Origin of the sequence: Nocardia sp. NPDC058640 (genome assembly GCF_042716995.1) — a bacterium.
Taxonomy (GTDB): domain Bacteria; phylum Actinomycetota; class Actinomycetes; order Mycobacteriales; family Mycobacteriaceae; genus Nocardia.
The window spans coordinates 14,574-33,475 of record NZ_JBHXRG010000038.1; the positions used below are offsets into that span (position 1 = coordinate 14,574).

Sequence of the window (18,902 nt, forward strand, 5' to 3'; positions counted from 1 at the left end):
CCAGTGCCGGACCCGACGGGTGATGGTCGGTGGTTGCAAGGTCTGACTCCGCTATGGGACCAGTCGAGTGCGGCACCGGGCCGGGCTTCGCGGGAGTTCACCTTCACTGGGATGACGCCTGCATCGGCGGCACGCGCCTATGGCCGGGCGATGGCACAACGAGACCTTGTCTCGTCGGCCGACATCCCTGGTCTGGGAGCGCAATTCGTCAACGATCAAGGGCCGTCCAGCGAACTCCCGAGTCCGACGGTTCGGGTTGCGGATCCGATCGCCGATCCAGGAATCAACTATGGCGGCGAACACAACTATTCCGGTGGTATGCCGCCGCCGAAACCCCCCGCTCAGAACCGCCCGGCTCCTGCGGAAGAAACACCGAAGCCGGACACCCCGGCACTTCCGACAGTGCAGCCGCAGGACGTACCGAGTCCGTCGGTACCTCCGCGTCAAATTGACCCGGAGATGCTGGAAATGCTGCCTGGGCTCGCTTCGGGATTCAATTCTGACGGCACCGTAAAGACATCAGAAGAGGCTGCGGCCGATCAGCAAACGCGCGAGGTAATCAACCAGTTCCCGGGCGTTCAATCTCCGGTCGATACGAACTCGACGACGCCCAAATTAGAACACGTCCCGGTTCTACAGCAGGCGCCTAGCGGCACGGATCTGACGGTAGCTGACCTGGTTGACCGAGCGGCGCAGGGTGACCTAATAGACGGTAGTCAGTACAAATTTCCCAGTGGCGCAGGCTTCGTAGTACAAACGAGCTGGCCGCTCGATGGGAAGACAACTCAGCATAACGAACAGTGGGCCCTTTCAGACGGAACACGGTTCGACGTTCCGAGCTGGACGATAAGGAATGAGGGGCCGCATCCTGAGTTCGGAGGTACAGGTTGGAGTGCGGAAATCGGTCCAAATCGAAACCTGACGCGGATTTCTATCGTCGACGGACCGATAAGCACAATCGGGTATGACCTGAGTGGACTCAATCGAACAATCGTGCTCAGCGACGGTTCATCGTACATTGTCGATGCGAACGGCAATCGATTCGATCATGATGGCAACCGTTTGATCGAAATCAGTGGCCACCTAATCCCGTTCGATGCAAACGGCAATGTAGTGGTTCCAGACGAGGACGCGGGCCGTGTGAATCCGCCGGAGGCATCCCGGGGCAATGATGGCAATTGGTGGGTGCTACCACAGAGCAATGGTGGAAGATCAATGCGGCTGACCGAACTCGAGGTTCCCCTCGGTGCGCCAGGAAAGCGGTACTTCCGGACGGACGATAATCGCATAGTTATTGTTGACAACAGGGGCCAGCACTGGGCTTATGGCGGGCCGGCAAGTCGGAGCGTTCTCGATGCTATTTTGGATGCAGCATCGACGTTGCCAATTTCCATCACTGCCTTCGATGCACCCGTGGTAGTCCGAGGATTGCCGAAGTCGACTCCACGTATCGATTCAGTCGTCGATGCAGTACCGCCTGTACCTCCTGCACCGCGTGCTGTTCCCTCTGCCGCCACTTCGTTTCCGGAGCTGCCCCAAACGGCAACTGTATTTCGTGGCCGCAATATTGAGCTCCATGGTGTAGCTCTCCCTAGCGTCACTCGCCCCGTCCTGGCAGAGGCTGTTCCGCCCATTTCCGTGCCAACAGCAGTGCCGAAGATGGTGCAAACCCGGAGCGAGGCAGTGGCGGCGTATGCATCCGGTCCCATCTATCCGGGACGAGGCGGGGAAACACTACTCCCCGCTTCCCGAAGATTCACGCCAAGTTCCGTTCAGTCGTACTTCAGAGAGTTGGAAACAGCCGGCCCAGGTGCGCATGCCGCTCCTCGTCATTACGGCAAATCTGAGGCAGTCCTCCTGGATCGACTTGGTGTAGCAAAGCTTGTCGATGACCCGGTTGACCCAACACGAAAGATTCCGAAGATCAACAAAGCGGGCTTTGTAGTTACGGAGAGGAATATAGACCCAGCTCGCCCTCGGCCAATTGCCTTGAATGATAAGCGCATCTACGACGACATGTACCTTGTCGATGCGAAGGGTACACCTAAGAAACACAATTCGGGCAATTTTGCTACTACATTTAAAAGCAAAACGGCGTTCGTTATCGCAGCAGACTGGGCGGAAATGCTACGCCGCGGGGATCCTAGCGGAAGTAACAAGATCACCTTTGGTATATCAGATGCCTTAGGCGTCAACGGACACTTGCTCATGCGGGGCCTATACCTTGATCCGCTCAAGCCCACACGGGCTTTGCCTGTAGATTTCAAAGACGGTACGATTGTAGCCATATTCAGGGTCGATCTGAATGGAAAGCCATACCTGTATACCATGTATCCGAGCCCGGCGCCGGGCCGCCATCCGTAGGAGTGGAAATTGATCGGATCTGAACTTCGATACCTAATTTCATTATTGAGTGATGAAGTATACGGGGATTGGGCTGCCGTGGCTCGGGACCAGATGGATTATTCGGTATTTCGCGAACGCAACCCCGGTTTCGAGGACCGTGTCTATAGTCAATATCTGGAGGTTCTCAAGTCCAGAATGTTGACGTGTGACGACATGTTCGGCCTTGCTGGTGTCGACTTCGGAAGTGATGATGAGATGTATCTCTTCTTGGAAGAGGCATTCAGCGAAATGTTTGCAACCAAGCCGTCATCGTGACTTTTTGTTCTCGCAAGTCTATCCGTCTTGCGTGAGAGGATGAGTAGAGTGACATTGCCGGTAATGCCTGGGTTGAAATACTTGAAATTATCCGAGGTACGTTTGTTTCATTGGAATTCTCGATCATCGGATGCCGTTCCTCGAGCACGGAAGGGACGGCTGGCGAATGAAACAAGGTTTTGACTCTGATTTCAGGGTGTTTGTTACGGCGGCCGAGAGCGAACTGTCGTCAAGTGTAGATGCAGAGCCCGTCCTGTTCGAGGGGGTGCACATCATGCGGTTGAACGAGCTTGTTGAGGTCAGGTTCATTCCAGAACTTCATGGTGACCTACCAGTCGACGGGGGAGGGGGTCCCTGAGCCGTTTCGATTTCCAATTGCATCAGTAGACGATGCGCGGCTGTTCAGTCTGCGTTCTTGCGATATCTCTGTTACGACACATAAAGGTGCTTCGCCAGATATCTACCGAGTGCCGCTCTATTCTGAGATGCTGCTGGATTGCGACGCGCCTTCGTTCGGTTTGACATGGGTGGTCGCTCGTAAAGAGTGGCTAGAAATGATGTCCGAGGTCGAGAGTATTGAAAAGTCGACGTCTTATTTCGAACCAGTGCGGATCTCGGCTTTGGCCGAAACGCGCGTTGCCCAGTTCCTGATGGACACGATTCTTCCATCGCCACTGCTACCCGATCACGTGCGAGAAACTGTCGGGATGTCGAACTAAGTGTGCATGCGTCTGTGAGTGGAAGATGGAGTCGGTTTTGACTATGGCACATGATGGCCTTAACGGGCCTGGATGATTATTAAAGGCGCTGGCATGGCGCTATAAGGAGATGATCCCGATCGGCTGACCGGTCGGGATTTTTGATGCCCGTATCTTGGTATCGATCAATATATGCTTCAAGGACTTGACATGAATGAAAGAATCCTGTTTCCTGATATCGAACAAACTTTGGTCGATTATCTGACAACGCAACTCGCCGCGGTATCCGATACCGCGACTGTGGTCAGCCGGGTCCCCGACCCGCGCCCGACCCGAATGGTGCGAGTAACCAGAAACGACCGAAAAGCCCGAGTTGATGTCGAGGATCGAGAGGGGCGCAGAAGCGCTCAGCTGATTCTCGATCGTCCTCGTGTTGTTCTCGAATGCACCGATGACGCCGGCGCGGCGGCAGCCCTTGCCGCGATCGTGCGTTCGATCCTGAGTGCGGCCGCTCCCGGATACCTGGGCACCGTGTGGTGCGACCAGGTCGAGGACGCCGGCATCGAGAACGACACCGACCCGGTGACAGCCGCCCCGCGGTACACAATTGTCGCCGACCTGATTGTGCGAGGCACCGTCCTCGCCTGACTCCGACCGGAGTCGAACTGAAGTACCCATCCCGAGGGCCTGCGCAACAATCCCAAGGGAGAAAACAACAATGGCTCTGCCTTCCAGCAACTTTATCGGCGCCGGTACCCCCAACCTGGCCGTTTCCGGCGGTGTCCTGGTGGCCCCGCTCAACACCGTTCTGCCGACCACCGCGGCCGGCGTCATCGCCCCCGCGTTCAAGGCCCTGGGCTACGTCTCCGAAGACGGCATCGAGTCGCTCGGTGAGCGCAAGGTCGAGACGGTCAAGGACTGGAACGCCGACATCATCGCCCAGCTGCAGACCGAGCACTCGGTCCGCTTCGGCCTGACCCTGTACGCGGTGTGGGACCAGGACGTGCTCGCCGAGATCTTCGGTGAGAACAACGTGACCGCCACCGCGGCAACCTCCACCTCGGGCAAGCTGATCAACGTCCGGGAAACCGGCGTGGTTCTGCCGCGTCGCTCGTGGGTCTTCGACATGAAGACCGAGGACAAGAAGCTCCGCATCGTGCTGCCGAACGCCAAGATCTCCTCGATCACCGAGAAGAAGTTCGTGTCCAACGAACTGGCCGGCTTCACGATCAATGTCGAGGCATTCAAGGACGATTCCGGCATCAAGGCGTACCGCTACCTCGATGACGGTCTCAAGACTGCCTGATTAAAAGCCCCCAATGGCGGCGGGTAAATCACCTATGCGCAGGCCCGCCCGCCGCCGTTGGGCCCTTCCTATTTCGCAAGATTCACACCAGAAACAACGAAAGGGTCTGCTACCCATGACTTCTCCAGCTGCTCCCATCAAGATCGCCCAGCCTGCGGTCGTGAAGAACGACTTCACCTACACCGTCGACGGCGCCGACATCGTGCTGCCGTCGCTGTCCTACCTCAAGCCCGGTCTGGTTCGCCGGATCCGTCGCCTCGGCGATGTCGACGCGATGTACACCCTGCTCGAGTTGAGCCTGACCCCCGAGGCACTGGCCGCGCTCGACGAGATGGATCCCGACGCCTACCACCAGCTGCTCGAGGCGTGGCGCGCGCACTCGGGGCTGAGCCTGGGGGAATCCTAAGCCTCGATGCTCTTCTCGAAGAGTATTGCGAGGCAATCGAATACGACCTGATCGTCCTGGGGCTGCGGTTGCGGATGCTCGGCACCGACGCGCTCGATTGGGCCGACCTGCGAGCGATCGTGAAGCACCTGCCGCTCGAGTCGGCGTTGCTTCGGGTGATGCACCCGGAGGGCAGTCGATGGCAAACCGCCGAGCACCTGCTGGCGGATGCCGCCGACAGCCTGCGGTGGTTGGCGTGGGCGCGGACCGACGACGGCAGGCGCGGGCGCAATATGCCCGAGCCGATCGCTCGCCCCGGCCGCAAGTCCAATCGTGAACGAGTCGGCACGGCAACGGAACTCGGTCAGATGAACGACTTCCTCGGCTGGAACGACTAGGTGGCTGCAGTCCCGGAGCGGTCGAACGCAGAAAGTGGATACCAATTGTGAAGAAGAAACGCCCAACGGCGATGACATTGCCGGACGTTCTTGCGATGACCACCAGCGGCCAACCGGCTCCGGGAAAGCGGATCAGACTGCCCAGCGGGGCGGTTTGGGAAGGCGGCTCCGGCGGCGGGACCGCGACGATCACCCTGCCGGAGGAAGGACCGGTCACCCTCGGTGAGGATGGCCGGATTCCGCCGAACAGCCTGATCGGGGCAGGGTTGCTCGGTGTGCTGTCCGATGTGCTCGGCACCCAGCCCGGCGCGGTCGCCGAGAAGGTTGCCGGGCAGGCGATGGATCTGCTGCGCCCGGACTCGGATGCGGCCGACACCAAGACCCGACTGATCAAATTCTCCTCGAAGACGACGCTGCTCAATCCGGCGAAGTCTGAGACCGGATTCAACAATGTAATTGAAAATCCCAGTGCGCCAACCGGTTACGCAGACGGCGGCGCGGTCCGCGGACCTGGCACCGGTCGTAGCGATTCGATCTTGGCGCGACTGTCCAACGGCGAGTTCGTGGTCAACGCCGCAGCGACGGCCGGCGCGCTGCCGCTGCTGGAAGCGATCAACGGCGGTTGGGTTCCCTCGCCGGGCTATCTTGCGGGCATGCTGCCCGGTTTAGCCGGTGGCGGCCTCGTCGGCGACACCGGGATGGGCGATCCGCAGAAATGGCGCGACCTGCTCGGGACCGGGCTGATCGCGGACGTGATCGGCGGCATCGGCGGAGCGGCTATCAACGCCGCGGGTACCGCGGGTGCTGCGCTCGGTGGTGCGTTGGCACCGGTGCTGGGCGCGGGCGGGCTGTTCGGCCGTCGCACACCCGAACCCATGAAGGTCGACCTGGGCGCCAACTCGCCGTTCACCGGCGAAGGACCGCCGATCTCGGCTGCGCTCAACGTGGAGCCGCAGGGGCTGATGGGCGCGATGCCCGCGTTCGCCCAGGAGTCGACTTCGTCGGCGCGGGGTTCTACGGCACCGTTGTCGGCGCTGTCCGAGGCGTTGTCGGCGGGGATCGTTTCCTCGGCGACCGAGGCCGGTGGTCGGGTCGGTGCGGCGTTGGGTGCGGCTATCGCGCCTGCGCTCGGCCCGGCTGGGCAGCTGGCGCCGGAGATCGGTGAGCAGCTCGGGCAGACGATCGGGTCTCGGTTCGGTGGTGGGTTCGCGGCGTCTATGTCGTTGAAGTCCGCTATCGGTGCGATGCCGACAGAAGGATCGGGTCTGTCGTCGGATGGTGCTGGTGGTGTGGTTGCGCCGGGCGGTGCCGCGCCGATGACGACGATGACGCCGACGGGCTTCGGCGGTGGTGGCGACGGTGGTTCGAACAGCGTTGTCGTCACCGGTGGGTCCGGCGGCGGTAGCAGCAGCATCACGTATATGCCCAATGGCACTGGTGGATATTCCGCCATCGGGCCGTCTACGACGCCGCGAACGCCAAGTCTCAGTGAGGGCTACAACGGGACCAGTCTGGTTGACCCCACGCATTGGACGACGTACGGCGGGGCCGACTACATCGATCGGGGATGGCTCGTCGGCAGTGAGCTGGCGAAGAATTTCGGCGAATCACTCGGTCTGAGCGACACAACGGGCCTGCGCGATGTCGGCTCCACCCTCGGGGCCCTGGCTGGATCCCTTGGTATTCCAGCCATCTCGGACGCGCTTTCCGTCGATGGCGAGCTAGCCAAGCAGCTCGGGATCGGCTCAGAGACAAGCTTTTTCGCACCGTATGAGCAGCAGAAGGCCTTCGACAACAACGAAGCCTCGAACCTGCAGGCGGCTATCCAAGGCTTCACGTCCGGGACCGCGTCAGGTGGTCTGGTCAAGGGCATCACCGGGGCTGCGAAAGGCCTGGCGCAAGACGCGGCGGGCCAGGTCGGCAGCTTTCTCGGCGCCAGTTTGGGCACCGCGATCGCGGGCCCGGCCGGTGCCGCGATCGGCGGCATGCTCGGATCCGTCGCCGGTTCGACGGTGGCAGGCAAAGCGGTCGATCTGGTCGCCAAACCCGTCGAGTGGTTGGCAAGCACCGCAAAGGAACTCGTCGGCACCGGCTTCGGTCTCACCGACCTGGCCGACGGCCCCGGCGGACACACCGCCCGCGGCGACATCTTCAACTTCAACGGCATGGACCCCAAGAGCGTGCAGATGTCCATCGCCCGAGTTCAACGCCGCCAAACGTTTGTGGCACAACGAGGAGGAGGACTCGGTCGATGATCCACCACATGCTCAACACGCAGGACACCAAGATCGTGGTGTGGGACAACAACGGTCGGGTCTGGCACCTGGCAGGTCCGAACGCCGGCCGCGAAGGCGTGAGGCTTTCGGCGCAAACAGGTTTCATGTTCGCGCCGGTTCAGCTGCTCACCACCGAAGGTGCCCGCCAGGACGGGGCCACCTTCGCGCGGTCGGTCCGTTGGAAGAAGGAGTGGGACTTCCTCGCCATCATCTCCACCGCGAGCGGCGCCCAGGAGTCCAACCCGGTCCGCGAATTCCTCGCCGTGCACGACGCGTGGTTCCGCGGCTGGTCCACCGACAAGCCCGTGACTGTCGGGTATTTCACCCGGCACCAGGGGTGGCGGTTCCAGCAGTTCCAACTCGACACCGCCCCTGAACCTTCGGGCGATATCGATCCGGCGCGCAACGGTTTCGCGATGTACAAGATGTCGGCTACCGCGATGGATCCGCTCGAGCGTCATTTCGACGAAACCATGGTGTGGACCAACGCTTCCGGTGCGGGCGAAGGCATTCTGCGCCTGCGCAATGCCGCGGATCAGCCGGCCTGGCCGCGGTACACGATGAACGGCCCTGGTCGTTGGTCGATCCTCGATCCGGTCGAGGGGTTGGACCAGCCTCGATTGGTCCAAACGCCCCGCTTGATCGCGGGTCAGACCCTGCGTATCGACACACACCCACGCCACCGCACGGCCCGCGTCTACACCGAGGGCAGTGCGACCAGCGTGAACGTCTGGGGCCAGCTCGCCGGCCGCCGCTGGCTCGCCTCGCTCGACCCGTGGACCAGCACCGACATCGTCGTGAAGATCGAAGACGGGACCACCGATTCGAGCATCATCGGTGCCCTCACCCCGAGGTCGTCGCGACCGTTCTGATCCCGCGTACCAACTGAACATCGATCGAGAGAGAGCCCAATCCCCTTCTGGGGGTTGGGCTCTCTCGATTTCTAAGGAGGTATCGCGATGGTGGTACCAGAGCCTTTCGTGGCGTATGACCACACTCAGTTTTCTGAATGGTTGGCGTCTTTGACCCCGTTGGGGGCTGAGTCCAGGTCGCGTCCCGCGCGAGAACCGCAGGTGCACAACCTGAATGGGCTGACTGTTGCTTCGGCTGTGCGGGCTTATGAGCGGATGCTCGGGGTTCGTGCGATGGATAGCGCTGCTCAGGAACAGATTCCGTCGGCTCAAGAGATCTCGATCTCTGATCGGGTGCGGGAAGATCCTCCGCCGGCCTCACAGGCACCTACCCAGAAGCCGGGGGCGCCGACTCCAGAACCTGTGATCCTTCCGCAGGGGTCACCTCAACCGCAGGGCGCGCCTGGTGCGCCGAGTACCGCACCGTCGACTCCCCAACCGCAAACTGCGCCAGCACCAGTGCCCGTGGTCCCGACCGACAAACCGCCGACTATTCCGCTACAAGACTTCGGTCTGCTGCCCGGTGGGAAACCCCGCCCGGAAACGTCCTACCGGCCAACATCTGAGCAGGGCTCGAGCCTGTCGGTCGTGTCCGACCTCATCCTGCCGCAGGGATCCGATATGCGTCAGGTGTCCCAGGACACCAACGGCGTGACGATCACCGCTACCCAGATCGACATCCCTGGTCACCCGACCATTGTGGGGACCTCAGTCCAAGGCACGCCTATCGAACTCGAAGTAGCCGGCATTTGCGCACTTCCGGTACAGGTCCCCGAGACGTCCCCGCTCCCCGGCTCGATCACCACACCCGACACGATCTTCCGGACCGGCCGCGGTTACGGCAGCGAGCAGTTGCGAGCTGATCTGGACACGATCGCCGCCGCGGAATCGGGGCTGACCAGCGCCGAAGCCGGTCTCGCGGCTGCCGCCGCCAGGGCCCGCCTGAACTCGGCGATGTATACCCCGACCGAACAGTTCAACGATCTGCGATGGGCGAACCGGGAACCGCGCACCGAGTCGGAGGCACGTGACCGGTTCGACGCACGGACCCGCCTGAACGAAGCGGGAATTCCCTGGTCGGATCCGCGGATCCAGGAATGGATCGACAACGGACTCGACGTCGCTATGGCGACTGACCCGACGATGCCGGTCAGGTATCAGCCTCCGCCGTTGTTCAGTCCCTACGAGATCCGCCAGCAGCAGATCGAAGCGAGCCGGGTCGACATCACCGGCAACGACCTCAGACAAGGGGCCAACGAGTTCCTGGCCGCGATTACCTACGGGCCCGCTCTGGTGTTGTGGGAGGCGGCACACGACCGCGGCGATCACAGTGGAGCCGATATTGCTTGGGCCGCTGCCGAACTCGGACTGAATATCGTTGGCATCGTTCCAGGCGTTGGTGCTTTGACGGGCCTCGCAGCCAAAGCGACGGTTCGTCGACTTGCGCCCGAATTCTGGGGCGTGCTGAGCACGACAGACGATGTGGTCGACGCCGTCAGAGCTGGTCAAGCGCTCCAAGATGTCCGTGTTACGAACTCTGCGCTGGACTACCGACAGAAATTTATGCTCGACCGCGGGTCTACACCGACTCCAGGTGCCAACGCTATCGATAATGCTCCCCCACCACTGCCGAATCACGCGGCAGTTCCCGGACCCGTGAGTGTGCCCGGACTGCATACGACAGTTCACGGCATCCCCGCGGCTGCGGCGAGCCGGCCAGTTCATCTTGCTGATGAGTTCACGCCAACGCCTGCGGCGGTCAATGGTGCCGAGTTGCCGCTGAATCAGATCCTCGCCAATGAGGGCATGATCGCCCAGGCGGCGAAAGACCTCGTCGCCGACATCGAGCAGTTCGTCATGCTCGAAGCAAGAATGCCAGTGACGGCCATGGCGGGTGCCCCAGGGCGTGGTTCTGCTGCGGCCGGCGATCGAGCAATGGCGAGGCCGACCGGACCGCAGGCAACCCACCGTGATCCGCGTGGCAGTGCCCGTGGGCCTGACGTCGGAAGGCAGTCCGGAAGTGCCAACTCGGTTCCGCCTCAAGGCCCGAACAGCTCAACAGGGCCCACGACTCCCCCTGTCGGCGGTGGGAACAGGCAGTCTCCTCCGCCATGGGTTCGAAGGAACATGGAGGAGGGAAACGAATTCAATCGCCGCCGTGAACCGCACTATACGTCCCAGGGCGGCGCAAACGAGGTTCATGTAGGTGTTCGGACTCCAAAGGGGCAATATTTGAGATTGGATTCCTATATACATGGCCGGGAAATAGTGTCGCGGAAGTTCACCCAACTGTCAGAAATTCAACCGGATACTGCCATCAAGTATCTTCGTGAATTGACCACAAAGTATGGCCCGGGAACCAGGATTGCCAACACCCCATCGAACGCTAGCCAACTCCCTTCCTATGTGATTGGCAAGGGGCTATCGGGGAAAATGATCCTTGAGGTTCCAGTTCAGTCGGCGCCGGTCTCTCCGATAGTCAAGGCTGAGGCGTTGAGGCTGAGGATTGCGATTAGGGACGAGAATGGTAATGTCCTGTAATGATCACAGGAGGAGTGATATGACGTATGTAGATCCTAGATACGGTTGGATGTGGGATTTTCAATCGAATATGCCCATCGACGAATTGTCAGAGGTGGAGGCGCAAGCAAGAGATGGTCGAGGCCAACTATATTGTGTCGAATTGGGAGCCGAAGATTTGGTCGAATCGAGGCGCGTTCTCGAAGTGAATTGGGAGCAAGGTTATCTCGGAGTTTGGTTCTTCGATAGTGTTGGGCGTCAGTCTACCAAGTATGCCTTCGATAGGGTTTCGGTTACTAAGCTTTTTCTGTCTGAGGTTGTAGTCTATTCCTATTCGGATGATAAGTATGCGGAACCTCCCGAATCGGAGTCCTCTACGTCCATCTACTTCACGCAAGATGGGCGGTTGACTGAAGTAACGTCATCGAAGGAAGGGGCCTATAGCGAGGTCGTCGAGTTTGACAACATCAATGTCGAATCCAACTACGAAACTTTGCCGACTTTTGGCGACTGGCGCTCTGTGGTGCGCTACGACCGATAGGCAATCGGAAATCGATAGAGGTATATACCCCTGGATGTATAGGAAGTAGAGCTTTGAGTCGATTTGCGGAGGTTATCGTCATTGCCCGTGATGGGTGGTCGGCTATGGAGCCATTGACGCAACCAGATCCTGATCGGGAGTGGCATCAGTGTTTTACTGCGGCCGATGATTCTGTTTTCGAGGGGACGCTTTCGGGCACAGGCCCCATCAGACGCTGTCAATAGGGTTATTCGAGCTTCGCTGATCGGTCAAAGGCTCGGAAATGCGAATTTGGCTTGGAGGGCCGATGTAGAGATGAAGGTCGCCGCGATTATGAAGTCCGGCAACATTACGGACGGTACACTGGTTATCAACCATCCGGTCGGCCCCTGTCCTGGTTGTGCGATGTCACTTCCTTATCTGCTATCGCCCGGCAGTACATTGCGAGTTGTGTGGCCAAACGGGTCGGCGGTGTATCGTGGCATCGAATGGACATAGAAATGGAGGGCGCATCTTGAGCTTGATTACTGCATACTCATTGCCTGAACACCGCGATAATCCCGTTGTTGTTGGCTCGGCTGATGACTTGGTGGCTGCTGTCAGTGAGCTTGTCGATGCTGATAATGAATACTGTAGTTATATGTCGGTCTTTGTGACCAACCCAGCAGGAGCTCATACATCCTATCTCGGAATTGGGGTTGACGCCGCTCGCAACTGTGGAAGCATCCTGTTTCAGGGAGAAGGTGGGGAGTATTATACCCAAGGTGCTGATGAAGGCAGTTCCGAAGAGTTGGTGAGGTATCTAGATTTCGGAAATGAGCGCGTTTTTCCCCGCAATTCTCAGATTGATATCAATCAACTGAAGCAGGCATTGGTCGATTTCTATGACGGTAATTTCAGCAGGTCTTCTAGCCTGAAATGGCAGGTCTGGTCGGGCCCTGAGATAGACGTGGGCGACGTAAGTGATTTGCCTCCGAACTTGACGGACCCATGGAGCTAGTCCGATCTGAAAGGTTAGGCCCGTGAGTCGATTCGCGGAGGTTATAGAAACTAGCGCTCATCGTGCTGAGAGTCGAGGAAATAGATGTCTGACGACGGGCTGTTCGTTGTTGATGGGGATTGGGTCCGAGACGTTGGCCCGATCGGGCGCGGTCTAACCGCGATCGCCGCGTGGCTATATCAGGACATTCAGGGCGGGCTCGATAGCTTGATCCAAGTTACCGACGCAATCGCAAGGTCGTCGCGGCTCTCAGATGTAGACTTCGACCTTACTGGAAATGCATGGTTCTTTTCTGTTGATGTGAATGGCGTTTCAGTCGAGAATAACTATATTGAGGATCTAGAGTCTGGTCTTGTTTCACATGATGAAGCTTTAGATGTGGTTCGTCAATATTGGGAGGCGTTGATCAACGTTGGCATCGAGGCCGATCTTCGGGAGGCGCTGGTTAGGTATGAGCAGCAGCACGGGCGGAAGCCGGAGATCGCTTGGATTTTCTAATAGAAGTTGGGTTTGTCGACTCATGGCTGAGCCTCGATGGAGCCTACAAGTCTGTGAATGTTCTGTTCAGTCGATGATGATCCAGAATGGCGATTTTTGATGGGTGAAGTTCTCGCTAGTATGATCCGGGTCGCGGCGGCGTGTCGATCCAAAGGGATTTCCCTGGTCGATGCGGCAGAAGTAATGTTGGAACATTTCCCTGAAGGCGGCGCTAATTTGCTTGTTGCCTTGCGAACGGAATACGAGCCGCCAATCATCGACCTTTCGATAATTGGCGGATGGATCCACGGCAATTTGACCAAAGAAGAAGTGGTTACAGCCATAGAGCGAGCAAGCGTTTCGGGCTTACGGCCTTCTTCCTGGGAATTTGGCGGAGATTTGGGCTAGGCTTCCCCATGTAGCAGATGGAAGGACGAGAAATTGAGTCGGTTCGCTGAGGTTATTGTACTTGCTCGTGATGGATGGTCCGTGATGGAGCCATTGACTGTTCCGGACCCTGATCGGGAATGGCACCAGTGCTTTACACCGGTGAATGACTCCGTTTTTGAAGGTACGTTACAAGGCGTGGCCGACTGCTACATGTGGGTTGCACAATTCAGGCGGTTCAACTGGTGGGGACTGCTCGGCCATCTCGAGGGCCTCGACTGGCCGGATCCATTCTCGGTCCAGGTCCTGATCCGCGACGAGGAGGATGATTGTTTCGGGCTGTGGATGCTGTTAGGTGGTCGGATGACCGAGATACCTTTGGCCGGTACCGAAAGAATCCCGAGTGATCGGCTGATAACGGGGGGTGTGCTGATCAGGCCGCAGAAGCATACCGAGCCTTGGGTAGGCGAGTCGGGCGAGTTCTCCTCGGGCGATGCCGCTTCCCCTCCTGTCTGAGCGGCCCGTCAGGGGTTCGGTCGAGACCCACTCGAAACCTCAACTCGAACGAGTTGGGGTTTTTTTGTACCCAAAAACAAGTGAAAGGTGGTGGAGGATGGGTGTTTGGGACCCGCATGCGGAATCGCGGCGGATGGATGAGATGTTTCGGGTCGAGCAGGAAGATGCTCGAGATCAAGAGGTTCTGGTTCGGTACTGGGACAAGGACATGCAGGAGGTGGGGGAGGAGCGGAGTTACCTGTCGTTGCAGGTGAGTTTTCCGCGGAACTCGGCCGGCGGGTTGAAGATGATCTGTCCGCGCGACATGGTGCACTTCGACCACCTGTTCGGCAATCATGCGGACACGACACTGCCGATTACTGTGAACACCAAGGGTTTTCGGTGGGACGGGTACATCACGAAGGCCTCGATCATCCGGGACGACAACGGTGTCGAGACGGTGGATATCGAGGCGATTCACGCCTGGAACCATGTGTCGACGATCTGCTGCTGGGCGAGTCCGTTCGCGCCGGTGCTGGCACAGTTCCCGCGCCACCATATCCTGTTCGGTCCGGTTCGGACTCTCGTCACCACGTACCTGACGATGAATCTGATGCGGCTGCAGGGGAATACGACGTTCCCGATCGCGGTCGTGCCGGTCGATCCGCGCACCGACACCAGTCGGTGGAGTGCGGCTTCGGCGCGATTCGATATGGCGGACAAGCTGTTTCAACCCATGCTCGAGGACTCGGGCGTGATGTTGACCGCGCGGTTCTTCCTGCCAGGGGAGGACGAGCAACCGGCACCCGAATGGTTCTACCTCGACAGGCCGACCGTGGTGTTGGAGACGGTGGACAAGTCGGGCGTCACTGGGCCGACCGGGTCGCTGCTGGACGGGATTCTGTCGTGGTTCGAGGAATTCGCTGACGACGGCACCACGCCGGTCAGGTACCCGAACTTCGATTCGACCTCGGAATACGAGGCGGTCTACGGGACGCCGGGCAAGTTCGGCACCATGCGCAACCTGCCGTGGGTGTGGTACTTCGAGGGCGAGTACTCCGGTATCGGTGCCTCGGAGATCGCGCTGCACAAACCGACCGCGACCGACATCATCGTCGGCGGTCGTTCGCCGGGCTGGGTGAACGCCGGCATCGAGCTGGCGATCAAGGGGTTGCTGTCGCTGATCGGCATGGATTGGCTGTACCGCGGCCAGCTCGATGACGTGTTCCTCGCCTGGATGGTCTATCGGGACATGGGGCGCGTCGACAAGGCCGGCCCCTATGCGTTCCGCGAGGCATTCATCACCGGCAGCGACAAGGCATTCACGCTCGACGGGTTCGTCGCCGCTCGGCAGGGCCTGCACCTTTCCCGTGGTTACACCAGCCACAAGGTGACCATTCAGGACAACGCGCCCTATCTGATCGGCCGCGACTTCGGCCTGGGCGACCAGATCGGTTTCGCCATGGACCAGAAGGTGTTCACCGACTTCGTCACCGAGCTGACCTTCACCGACGACCGCGAAACCCCGGCGACGTGGCAGATCACCGTGGGCGACGGGTCCGACGAAGAGGACTCGGTCGTCAAGGCGTGGCAGCGGTTGGGCCGGGTGGCCTCGGCGATCAAGGACCTGTCCACCGACGTGGGTGCCGACTTGGACCTGCTCATTTTCTGAGCGGCCCGCCAATCGAAAGGAGAGATTTATGGCAGACATCAGTTTCGCCGCGCGGCTGCGCGCGGATCGTCAGACCGATATCGACGGATTGCCGTTGCTGACCGCGCGGGTCGAGCTGGCACCAGAGGTGGCGGAGTTGCCGCTGCCCGGTGGCCCGGCCGGAATCGCGGGTGCGCGTGGACGTCCGCGGACGTCGTTTCGCAAGATGGGCGTGCTGGCCGGCAGCGCCGCGCGACCGACAGGTCTCGGTCCGGAGGATCGGGGCAAGTGGTGGCACCGGCTCGACGACAACGGCATGGACGTGTGGACCGAAGCGGGGTGGGTGCACTCGGTCGACGCCGTGGGACCGGTAGGTCCGGCGGCCGAGGCCAACAGCATCACGGTCACCGCCACCGTCAATGAACCTGCGTTGATCGAACCGGCGCTGGAGATTATCGGACGTGCCGCTGACCAGCAGCTTCGGGCCACGGTGCCCGCGGGTCTGCGTGGCCAGGCAGGTCCGCCCGGTGACTCCGGGACCATCACCGAAGCCGCCGACTACGAGACCACCAACGGGCCGAGCCACGGCGGTGTTTTCGCCTACGACCGTGCCAGCCGTCGATTCCGTTCGACGCCTGCGCCGCTGGGCTCGGGGCCGTGGGGGTGGTACCACGAGGACTTCCTCGGCGAACACGTCGCCGCGGTCAGCCGGGTCGACGGTGGCACCTTCACCATCCCCGCGCAGCCGTTCCGGTGGCGACCGGTCGTGTACGGCCATATGGCCGCGTACTCGAAAACGGTCAGTCAGTCCGCCGAGCTGACGGTTCGGCTCGGAAGCGCGCAGGGTCCGATCGTCGCGACCGGCACCGCCTTCGGGATCAGCGCGCCGGGCGCCTGGATGTACGTGGCGCTGTTCCCGTGCCTGCGCGACGGCGCCACCGCCAAGGCTCTCTCGCCGAGCTCCGACTTCGCGACGGTTCCGGCTGGTCAGCCGGGACACCTCGTGGTGTCGGTCGAGCGGATCGGGACCGGCCCCGACTCCGACCAGATCGGGTTCTCCCCGGTAGGGGCTTCGCTCGTCGCCTTCGCCGAGCCCACGGAATGAGATGAAATGAACTCGGTAGGAAACTATTTCGACGCGACACTGATTCGCGGACTGGACGAGGGACTCGGCACGCCCGGACTCGTGCAGGCTCTGCACGGCACACCACGCGACGGCAGCCTGGAACTGACGACCGGCGCGACCGGGCTGCAGGGTCCCGAGGGTGAGCCCGCACGACCGTTTCGCTGGGAAGGCGATATCGCCGACCATGCCGCCCTGAGTGCACTGACCGCGAAATTGGGCATCGCTCACGCCGGTAAGGCCTGGCGTGTGGTGTCGTCCGGCGCGCTGGCGTACTGGAACGGCACCGGCATGGACACCTTCGCCGATGCCTTCGGCGCGCTGGGGCCCGACGGTGCGTCGTGCTCGTTCACGATCGGCAGCGTCACCACCGGTCCGGCGAATTCCGACCTCCAGGTGACAGTCAGCGGCACGGCGCCGAACCTTGTATTGGACATCGTCGTGCCCCGAGGCGTCAAAGGACTCGAGGGGCCGGTCGGCCGCCCAGGTCCCATTCGTCAGGCCGCGGATTACGCCGACGGTTCGCACCCCGACAGGGCAGTGCCCGTCTGGAACGCGACAACCAACAAATGGTCGGGACGACCCTATCCAGGCCTGCGGGGACCGTGGACCATTCGCGAGGATCGAGCGTGGGACGGCGGTCCGGGGTTCGCGCCGTCACAGTTCTCGGTCACGGCCACGACGATGGTGATCGCAACGCTGAAGGTGCCCGCGCAGGACACGGCGTGGCTTCCGATGATCACCGGTGGCGTGGTCGTGCGCCCGCACGGAACTGCCAGCGATTTCGGCACCCGCGTCGACGCCGTCGTTCATATCGGCTCGCCGACGGGGCAGACCGTCGCGCTGGGCACCGGGTACACCACCGGCCTGCAGACGCGAGCGCGGTTCCAGCCGTTCTTCGGCGCGCGCAACATCACACCGGCGAGCCAAGTGGGTGTCATCCCAGCAGGCCAGGCGACGACACTCGTCGTGTCCCTGAATCGGGCCGGTCCGTCGAATTTCGAGTATCAGATGGCCGGCGCGGAAATCGTGTGCACGGCCCGACCCGTGGGGGTGTTGTGAACGACGACGAAACCGTCTTCGACCAGGGTGTCACGATCACCATGCGTGGAGTGGCCGACTCGGTCGGTCTGCCCTACACCGTGAACCCGGTCGAGATCGTCGACCGGGAAGTCCTGATCGAACTGCGCGAAGGACCGGCCGGGGTCCAAGGGGTCGAAGGCGCCGCGGCGTGGCCGTGGGCATGGCAGGGCGACATCGCCGATGCCGCCGCCTTGTCAGCGCTGGGACTGACCACTTCCGATGCGCGCAAGGCTTGGCGCGTGGTGTCGGCGAACGCGATCTACTACTGGACCGGCACCGAATTCATCGCCTTCGACGATGCGTTCCGGCAGCCGGGACGCCGGGGCCCGGTGAACGTACTCACCGGTGTGGCACTGGCAGGCGCTGCCGGATCGGCCGCCTCGGCGCGAATCCTCGGGACAGCGCCGAATCAGCAGTTGGAGATCACCTTTCCGCGAGGTGAGCAGGGCGTGACGGGTGGGCGCGGCACCGCGGGACGGATCGCCGACGCGGCCGATGTGCTCGTCACCGAGGAGAATCCACTCGGCCAGGGGTACGTGCTCGGATTCGACAGTGCCACCGAGAACTTCCTGCCGATCCCCTCGCCGCGCCCGCGCGGACCGTGGACGATCGGCGAAAGCCAATTCCTCAACGCGCAAAATCTCAAAGAAGACCCGAAGGTATTGGCAGCCATCACGATTCCGGCACAGCCTGCACCATGGCGGCCCTGGATCGAAGGTGCGGTCGGAATCACCTCCAACGCGCCGACCCGGTGCGACGCGACGGTGCGCATCGGCGCGCCCGACGGCGAAGTGGTCGCCCGGGGCTGGGGCCACTGGGAATCCCGATCAGGGCACGTACTGATCTCGCCAGGATTCGAATTCCCGGTCGAGCCAGGCGCTGCGATCGGAATCGTGCCTGCCAATCAAACCGTCACCCTCTACGTTGTCGCCACCCGCGCGGCAGGCAGCGGCACGTACTCGGTCTACGGCGCCTTCTCCCACCTCCAGGTTCGTGCGCTGCCCCTCTGAC

The 18,902-nt window shown here is 61.1% G+C and carries 20 protein-coding genes; all 20 read left to right on the top strand.

Annotation, left to right across the window (positions count from 1 at the left end):
- Positions 1 to 111 precede the first annotated feature (111 nt).
- Positions 112 to 2,364 carry a hypothetical protein gene (locus tag ACFWU5_RS26195; RefSeq protein ID WP_379269438.1) on the top strand — a complete coding sequence of 751 codons (2,253 nt, stop codon included), beginning with the start codon at positions 112 to 114 and terminating at the stop codon, positions 2,362 to 2,364.
- Positions 2,365 to 2,409: 45 nt separating this feature from the next.
- The gene (locus ACFWU5_RS26200; protein WP_379269440.1) at positions 2,410 to 2,661 is read left to right on the top strand and encodes a hypothetical protein; all 252 of its coding nucleotides are present in this window, start codon (positions 2,410 to 2,412) and stop codon (positions 2,659 to 2,661) included.
- A gap of 320 nt (positions 2,662 to 2,981) precedes the next feature.
- On the top strand, positions 2,982 to 3,380 hold the full coding sequence (locus tag ACFWU5_RS26205) for a hypothetical protein (protein WP_379269441.1): 399 nt from the start codon (positions 2,982 to 2,984) through the stop codon (positions 3,378 to 3,380).
- A 189-nt stretch (positions 3,381 to 3,569) separates the two neighbouring features.
- Positions 3,570 to 4,007 carry a hypothetical protein gene (locus ACFWU5_RS26210; protein WP_379247334.1) on the top strand — a complete coding sequence of 146 codons (438 nt, stop codon included), beginning with the start codon at positions 3,570 to 3,572 and terminating at the stop codon, positions 4,005 to 4,007.
- A 70-nt stretch (positions 4,008 to 4,077) separates the two neighbouring features.
- Entirely contained in the window at positions 4,078 to 4,665 is a 588-nt protein-coding gene (locus ACFWU5_RS26215) for a hypothetical protein (protein ID WP_379247336.1), read from the top strand.
- Positions 4,666 to 4,780: 115 nt separating this feature from the next.
- Positions 4,781 to 5,071, top strand: coding sequence for a hypothetical protein (locus tag ACFWU5_RS26220; protein WP_379247338.1), 291 nt, complete (start codon positions 4,781 to 4,783; stop codon positions 5,069 to 5,071).
- A 74-nt stretch (positions 5,072 to 5,145) separates the two neighbouring features.
- Positions 5,146 to 5,448: a DUF5361 domain-containing protein gene (locus ACFWU5_RS26225; RefSeq protein ID WP_379269443.1), complete on the top strand. Its 303-nt coding sequence runs from the start codon at positions 5,146 to 5,148 to the stop codon at positions 5,446 to 5,448.
- A 95-nt stretch (positions 5,449 to 5,543) separates the two neighbouring features.
- Positions 5,544 to 7,703: a hypothetical protein gene (locus ACFWU5_RS26230; protein ID WP_379269444.1), complete on the top strand. Its 2,160-nt coding sequence runs from the start codon at positions 5,544 to 5,546 to the stop codon at positions 7,701 to 7,703.
- An 8-nt stretch (positions 7,704 to 7,711) separates the two neighbouring features.
- Positions 7,712 to 8,596 (top strand): phage tail protein, encoded by an 885-nt coding sequence (locus ACFWU5_RS26235; RefSeq protein WP_379269446.1) that lies wholly within the window; start codon positions 7,712 to 7,714, stop codon positions 8,594 to 8,596.
- Between the two features lie 627 nt (positions 8,597 to 9,223).
- Complete coding sequence (locus ACFWU5_RS26240; RefSeq protein ID WP_379269448.1) at positions 9,224 to 11,176, top strand: hypothetical protein; 1,953 nt, start codon at positions 9,224 to 9,226, stop codon at positions 11,174 to 11,176.
- 19 nt (positions 11,177 to 11,195) lie between these two features.
- Positions 11,196 to 11,696, top strand: a complete 501-nt coding sequence (locus ACFWU5_RS26245; protein WP_379269450.1) for a hypothetical protein — start codon at positions 11,196 to 11,198, stop codon at positions 11,694 to 11,696.
- 165 nt (positions 11,697 to 11,861) lie between these two features.
- The gene (locus tag ACFWU5_RS26250) at positions 11,862 to 12,173 is read left to right on the top strand and encodes a DddA-like double-stranded DNA deaminase toxin (protein WP_379269451.1); all 312 of its coding nucleotides are present in this window, start codon (positions 11,862 to 11,864) and stop codon (positions 12,171 to 12,173) included.
- Between the two features lie 16 nt (positions 12,174 to 12,189).
- The gene (locus tag ACFWU5_RS26255; protein ID WP_379269453.1) at positions 12,190 to 12,675 is read left to right on the top strand and encodes an Imm1 family immunity protein; all 486 of its coding nucleotides are present in this window, start codon (positions 12,190 to 12,192) and stop codon (positions 12,673 to 12,675) included.
- An 84-nt stretch (positions 12,676 to 12,759) separates the two neighbouring features.
- Positions 12,760 to 13,173, top strand: a complete 414-nt coding sequence (locus ACFWU5_RS26260) for a hypothetical protein (RefSeq protein WP_379269455.1) — start codon at positions 12,760 to 12,762, stop codon at positions 13,171 to 13,173.
- Between the two features lie 57 nt (positions 13,174 to 13,230).
- Positions 13,231 to 13,560 carry a hypothetical protein gene (locus ACFWU5_RS26265; RefSeq protein WP_379269457.1) on the top strand — a complete coding sequence of 110 codons (330 nt, stop codon included), beginning with the start codon at positions 13,231 to 13,233 and terminating at the stop codon, positions 13,558 to 13,560.
- An 81-nt stretch (positions 13,561 to 13,641) separates the two neighbouring features.
- Positions 13,642 to 14,055, top strand: a complete 414-nt coding sequence (locus tag ACFWU5_RS26270) for a hypothetical protein (RefSeq protein ID WP_379269458.1) — start codon at positions 13,642 to 13,644, stop codon at positions 14,053 to 14,055.
- A 97-nt stretch (positions 14,056 to 14,152) separates the two neighbouring features.
- A complete protein-coding gene (locus ACFWU5_RS26275) occupies positions 14,153 to 15,706 on the top strand; it encodes a phage tail protein (RefSeq protein WP_379269460.1) in 1,554 nt (517 codons plus the stop codon).
- Positions 15,707 to 15,734: 28 nt separating this feature from the next.
- Positions 15,735 to 16,790: a hypothetical protein gene (locus ACFWU5_RS26280; RefSeq protein ID WP_379247354.1), complete on the top strand. Its 1,056-nt coding sequence runs from the start codon at positions 15,735 to 15,737 to the stop codon at positions 16,788 to 16,790.
- Positions 16,791 to 16,796: 6 nt separating this feature from the next.
- Complete coding sequence (locus tag ACFWU5_RS26285) at positions 16,797 to 17,870, top strand: hypothetical protein (protein WP_379269461.1); 1,074 nt, start codon at positions 16,797 to 16,799, stop codon at positions 17,868 to 17,870.
- Positions 17,867 to 18,901: a hypothetical protein gene (locus tag ACFWU5_RS26290; protein ID WP_379269463.1), complete on the top strand. Its 1,035-nt coding sequence runs from the start codon at positions 17,867 to 17,869 to the stop codon at positions 18,899 to 18,901. Before ACFWU5_RS26285 ends, ACFWU5_RS26290 begins: the two co-directional genes overlap by 4 nt.
- The last annotated feature ends 1 nt before the right edge of the window (position 18,902 follow it).

What these genes read in the sequence shown, in the direction of transcription:
- ACFWU5_RS26195 (WP_379269438.1), top strand. Translation starts at nt 112, where the DNA reads ATGACGCCTGCATCGGCGGCACGCGCCTATGGCCGGGCGATGGCACAA.
- ACFWU5_RS26205 (WP_379269441.1), top strand. Translation starts at nt 2,982, where the DNA reads ATGGTGACCTACCAGTCGACGGGGGAGGGGGTCCCTGAGCCGTTTCGA.
- ACFWU5_RS26210 (WP_379247334.1), top strand. Translation starts at nt 3,570, where the DNA reads ATGAATGAAAGAATCCTGTTTCCTGATATCGAACAAACTTTGGTCGAT.
- ACFWU5_RS26215 (WP_379247336.1), top strand. Translation starts at nt 4,078, where the DNA reads ATGGCTCTGCCTTCCAGCAACTTTATCGGCGCCGGTACCCCCAACCTG.
- ACFWU5_RS26220 (WP_379247338.1), top strand. Translation starts at nt 4,781, where the DNA reads ATGACTTCTCCAGCTGCTCCCATCAAGATCGCCCAGCCTGCGGTCGTG.
- ACFWU5_RS26225 (WP_379269443.1), top strand. Translation starts at nt 5,146, where the DNA reads ATGCTCGGCACCGACGCGCTCGATTGGGCCGACCTGCGAGCGATCGTG.
- ACFWU5_RS26230 (WP_379269444.1), top strand. Translation starts at nt 5,544, where the DNA reads ATGACCACCAGCGGCCAACCGGCTCCGGGAAAGCGGATCAGACTGCCC.
- ACFWU5_RS26235 (WP_379269446.1), top strand. Translation starts at nt 7,712, where the DNA reads ATGCTCAACACGCAGGACACCAAGATCGTGGTGTGGGACAACAACGGT.
- ACFWU5_RS26245 (WP_379269450.1), top strand. Translation starts at nt 11,196, where the DNA reads ATGACGTATGTAGATCCTAGATACGGTTGGATGTGGGATTTTCAATCG.
- ACFWU5_RS26250 (WP_379269451.1), top strand. Translation starts at nt 11,862, where the DNA reads ATGATTCTGTTTTCGAGGGGACGCTTTCGGGCACAGGCCCCATCAGAC.
- ACFWU5_RS26260 (WP_379269455.1), top strand. Translation starts at nt 12,760, where the DNA reads ATGTCTGACGACGGGCTGTTCGTTGTTGATGGGGATTGGGTCCGAGAC.
- ACFWU5_RS26265 (WP_379269457.1), top strand. Translation starts at nt 13,231, where the DNA reads ATGTTCTGTTCAGTCGATGATGATCCAGAATGGCGATTTTTGATGGGT.
- ACFWU5_RS26275 (WP_379269460.1), top strand. Translation starts at nt 14,153, where the DNA reads ATGGGTGTTTGGGACCCGCATGCGGAATCGCGGCGGATGGATGAGATG.
- ACFWU5_RS26280 (WP_379247354.1), top strand. Translation starts at nt 15,735, where the DNA reads ATGGCAGACATCAGTTTCGCCGCGCGGCTGCGCGCGGATCGTCAGACC.
- ACFWU5_RS26285 (WP_379269461.1), top strand. Translation starts at nt 16,797, where the DNA reads ATGAACTCGGTAGGAAACTATTTCGACGCGACACTGATTCGCGGACTG.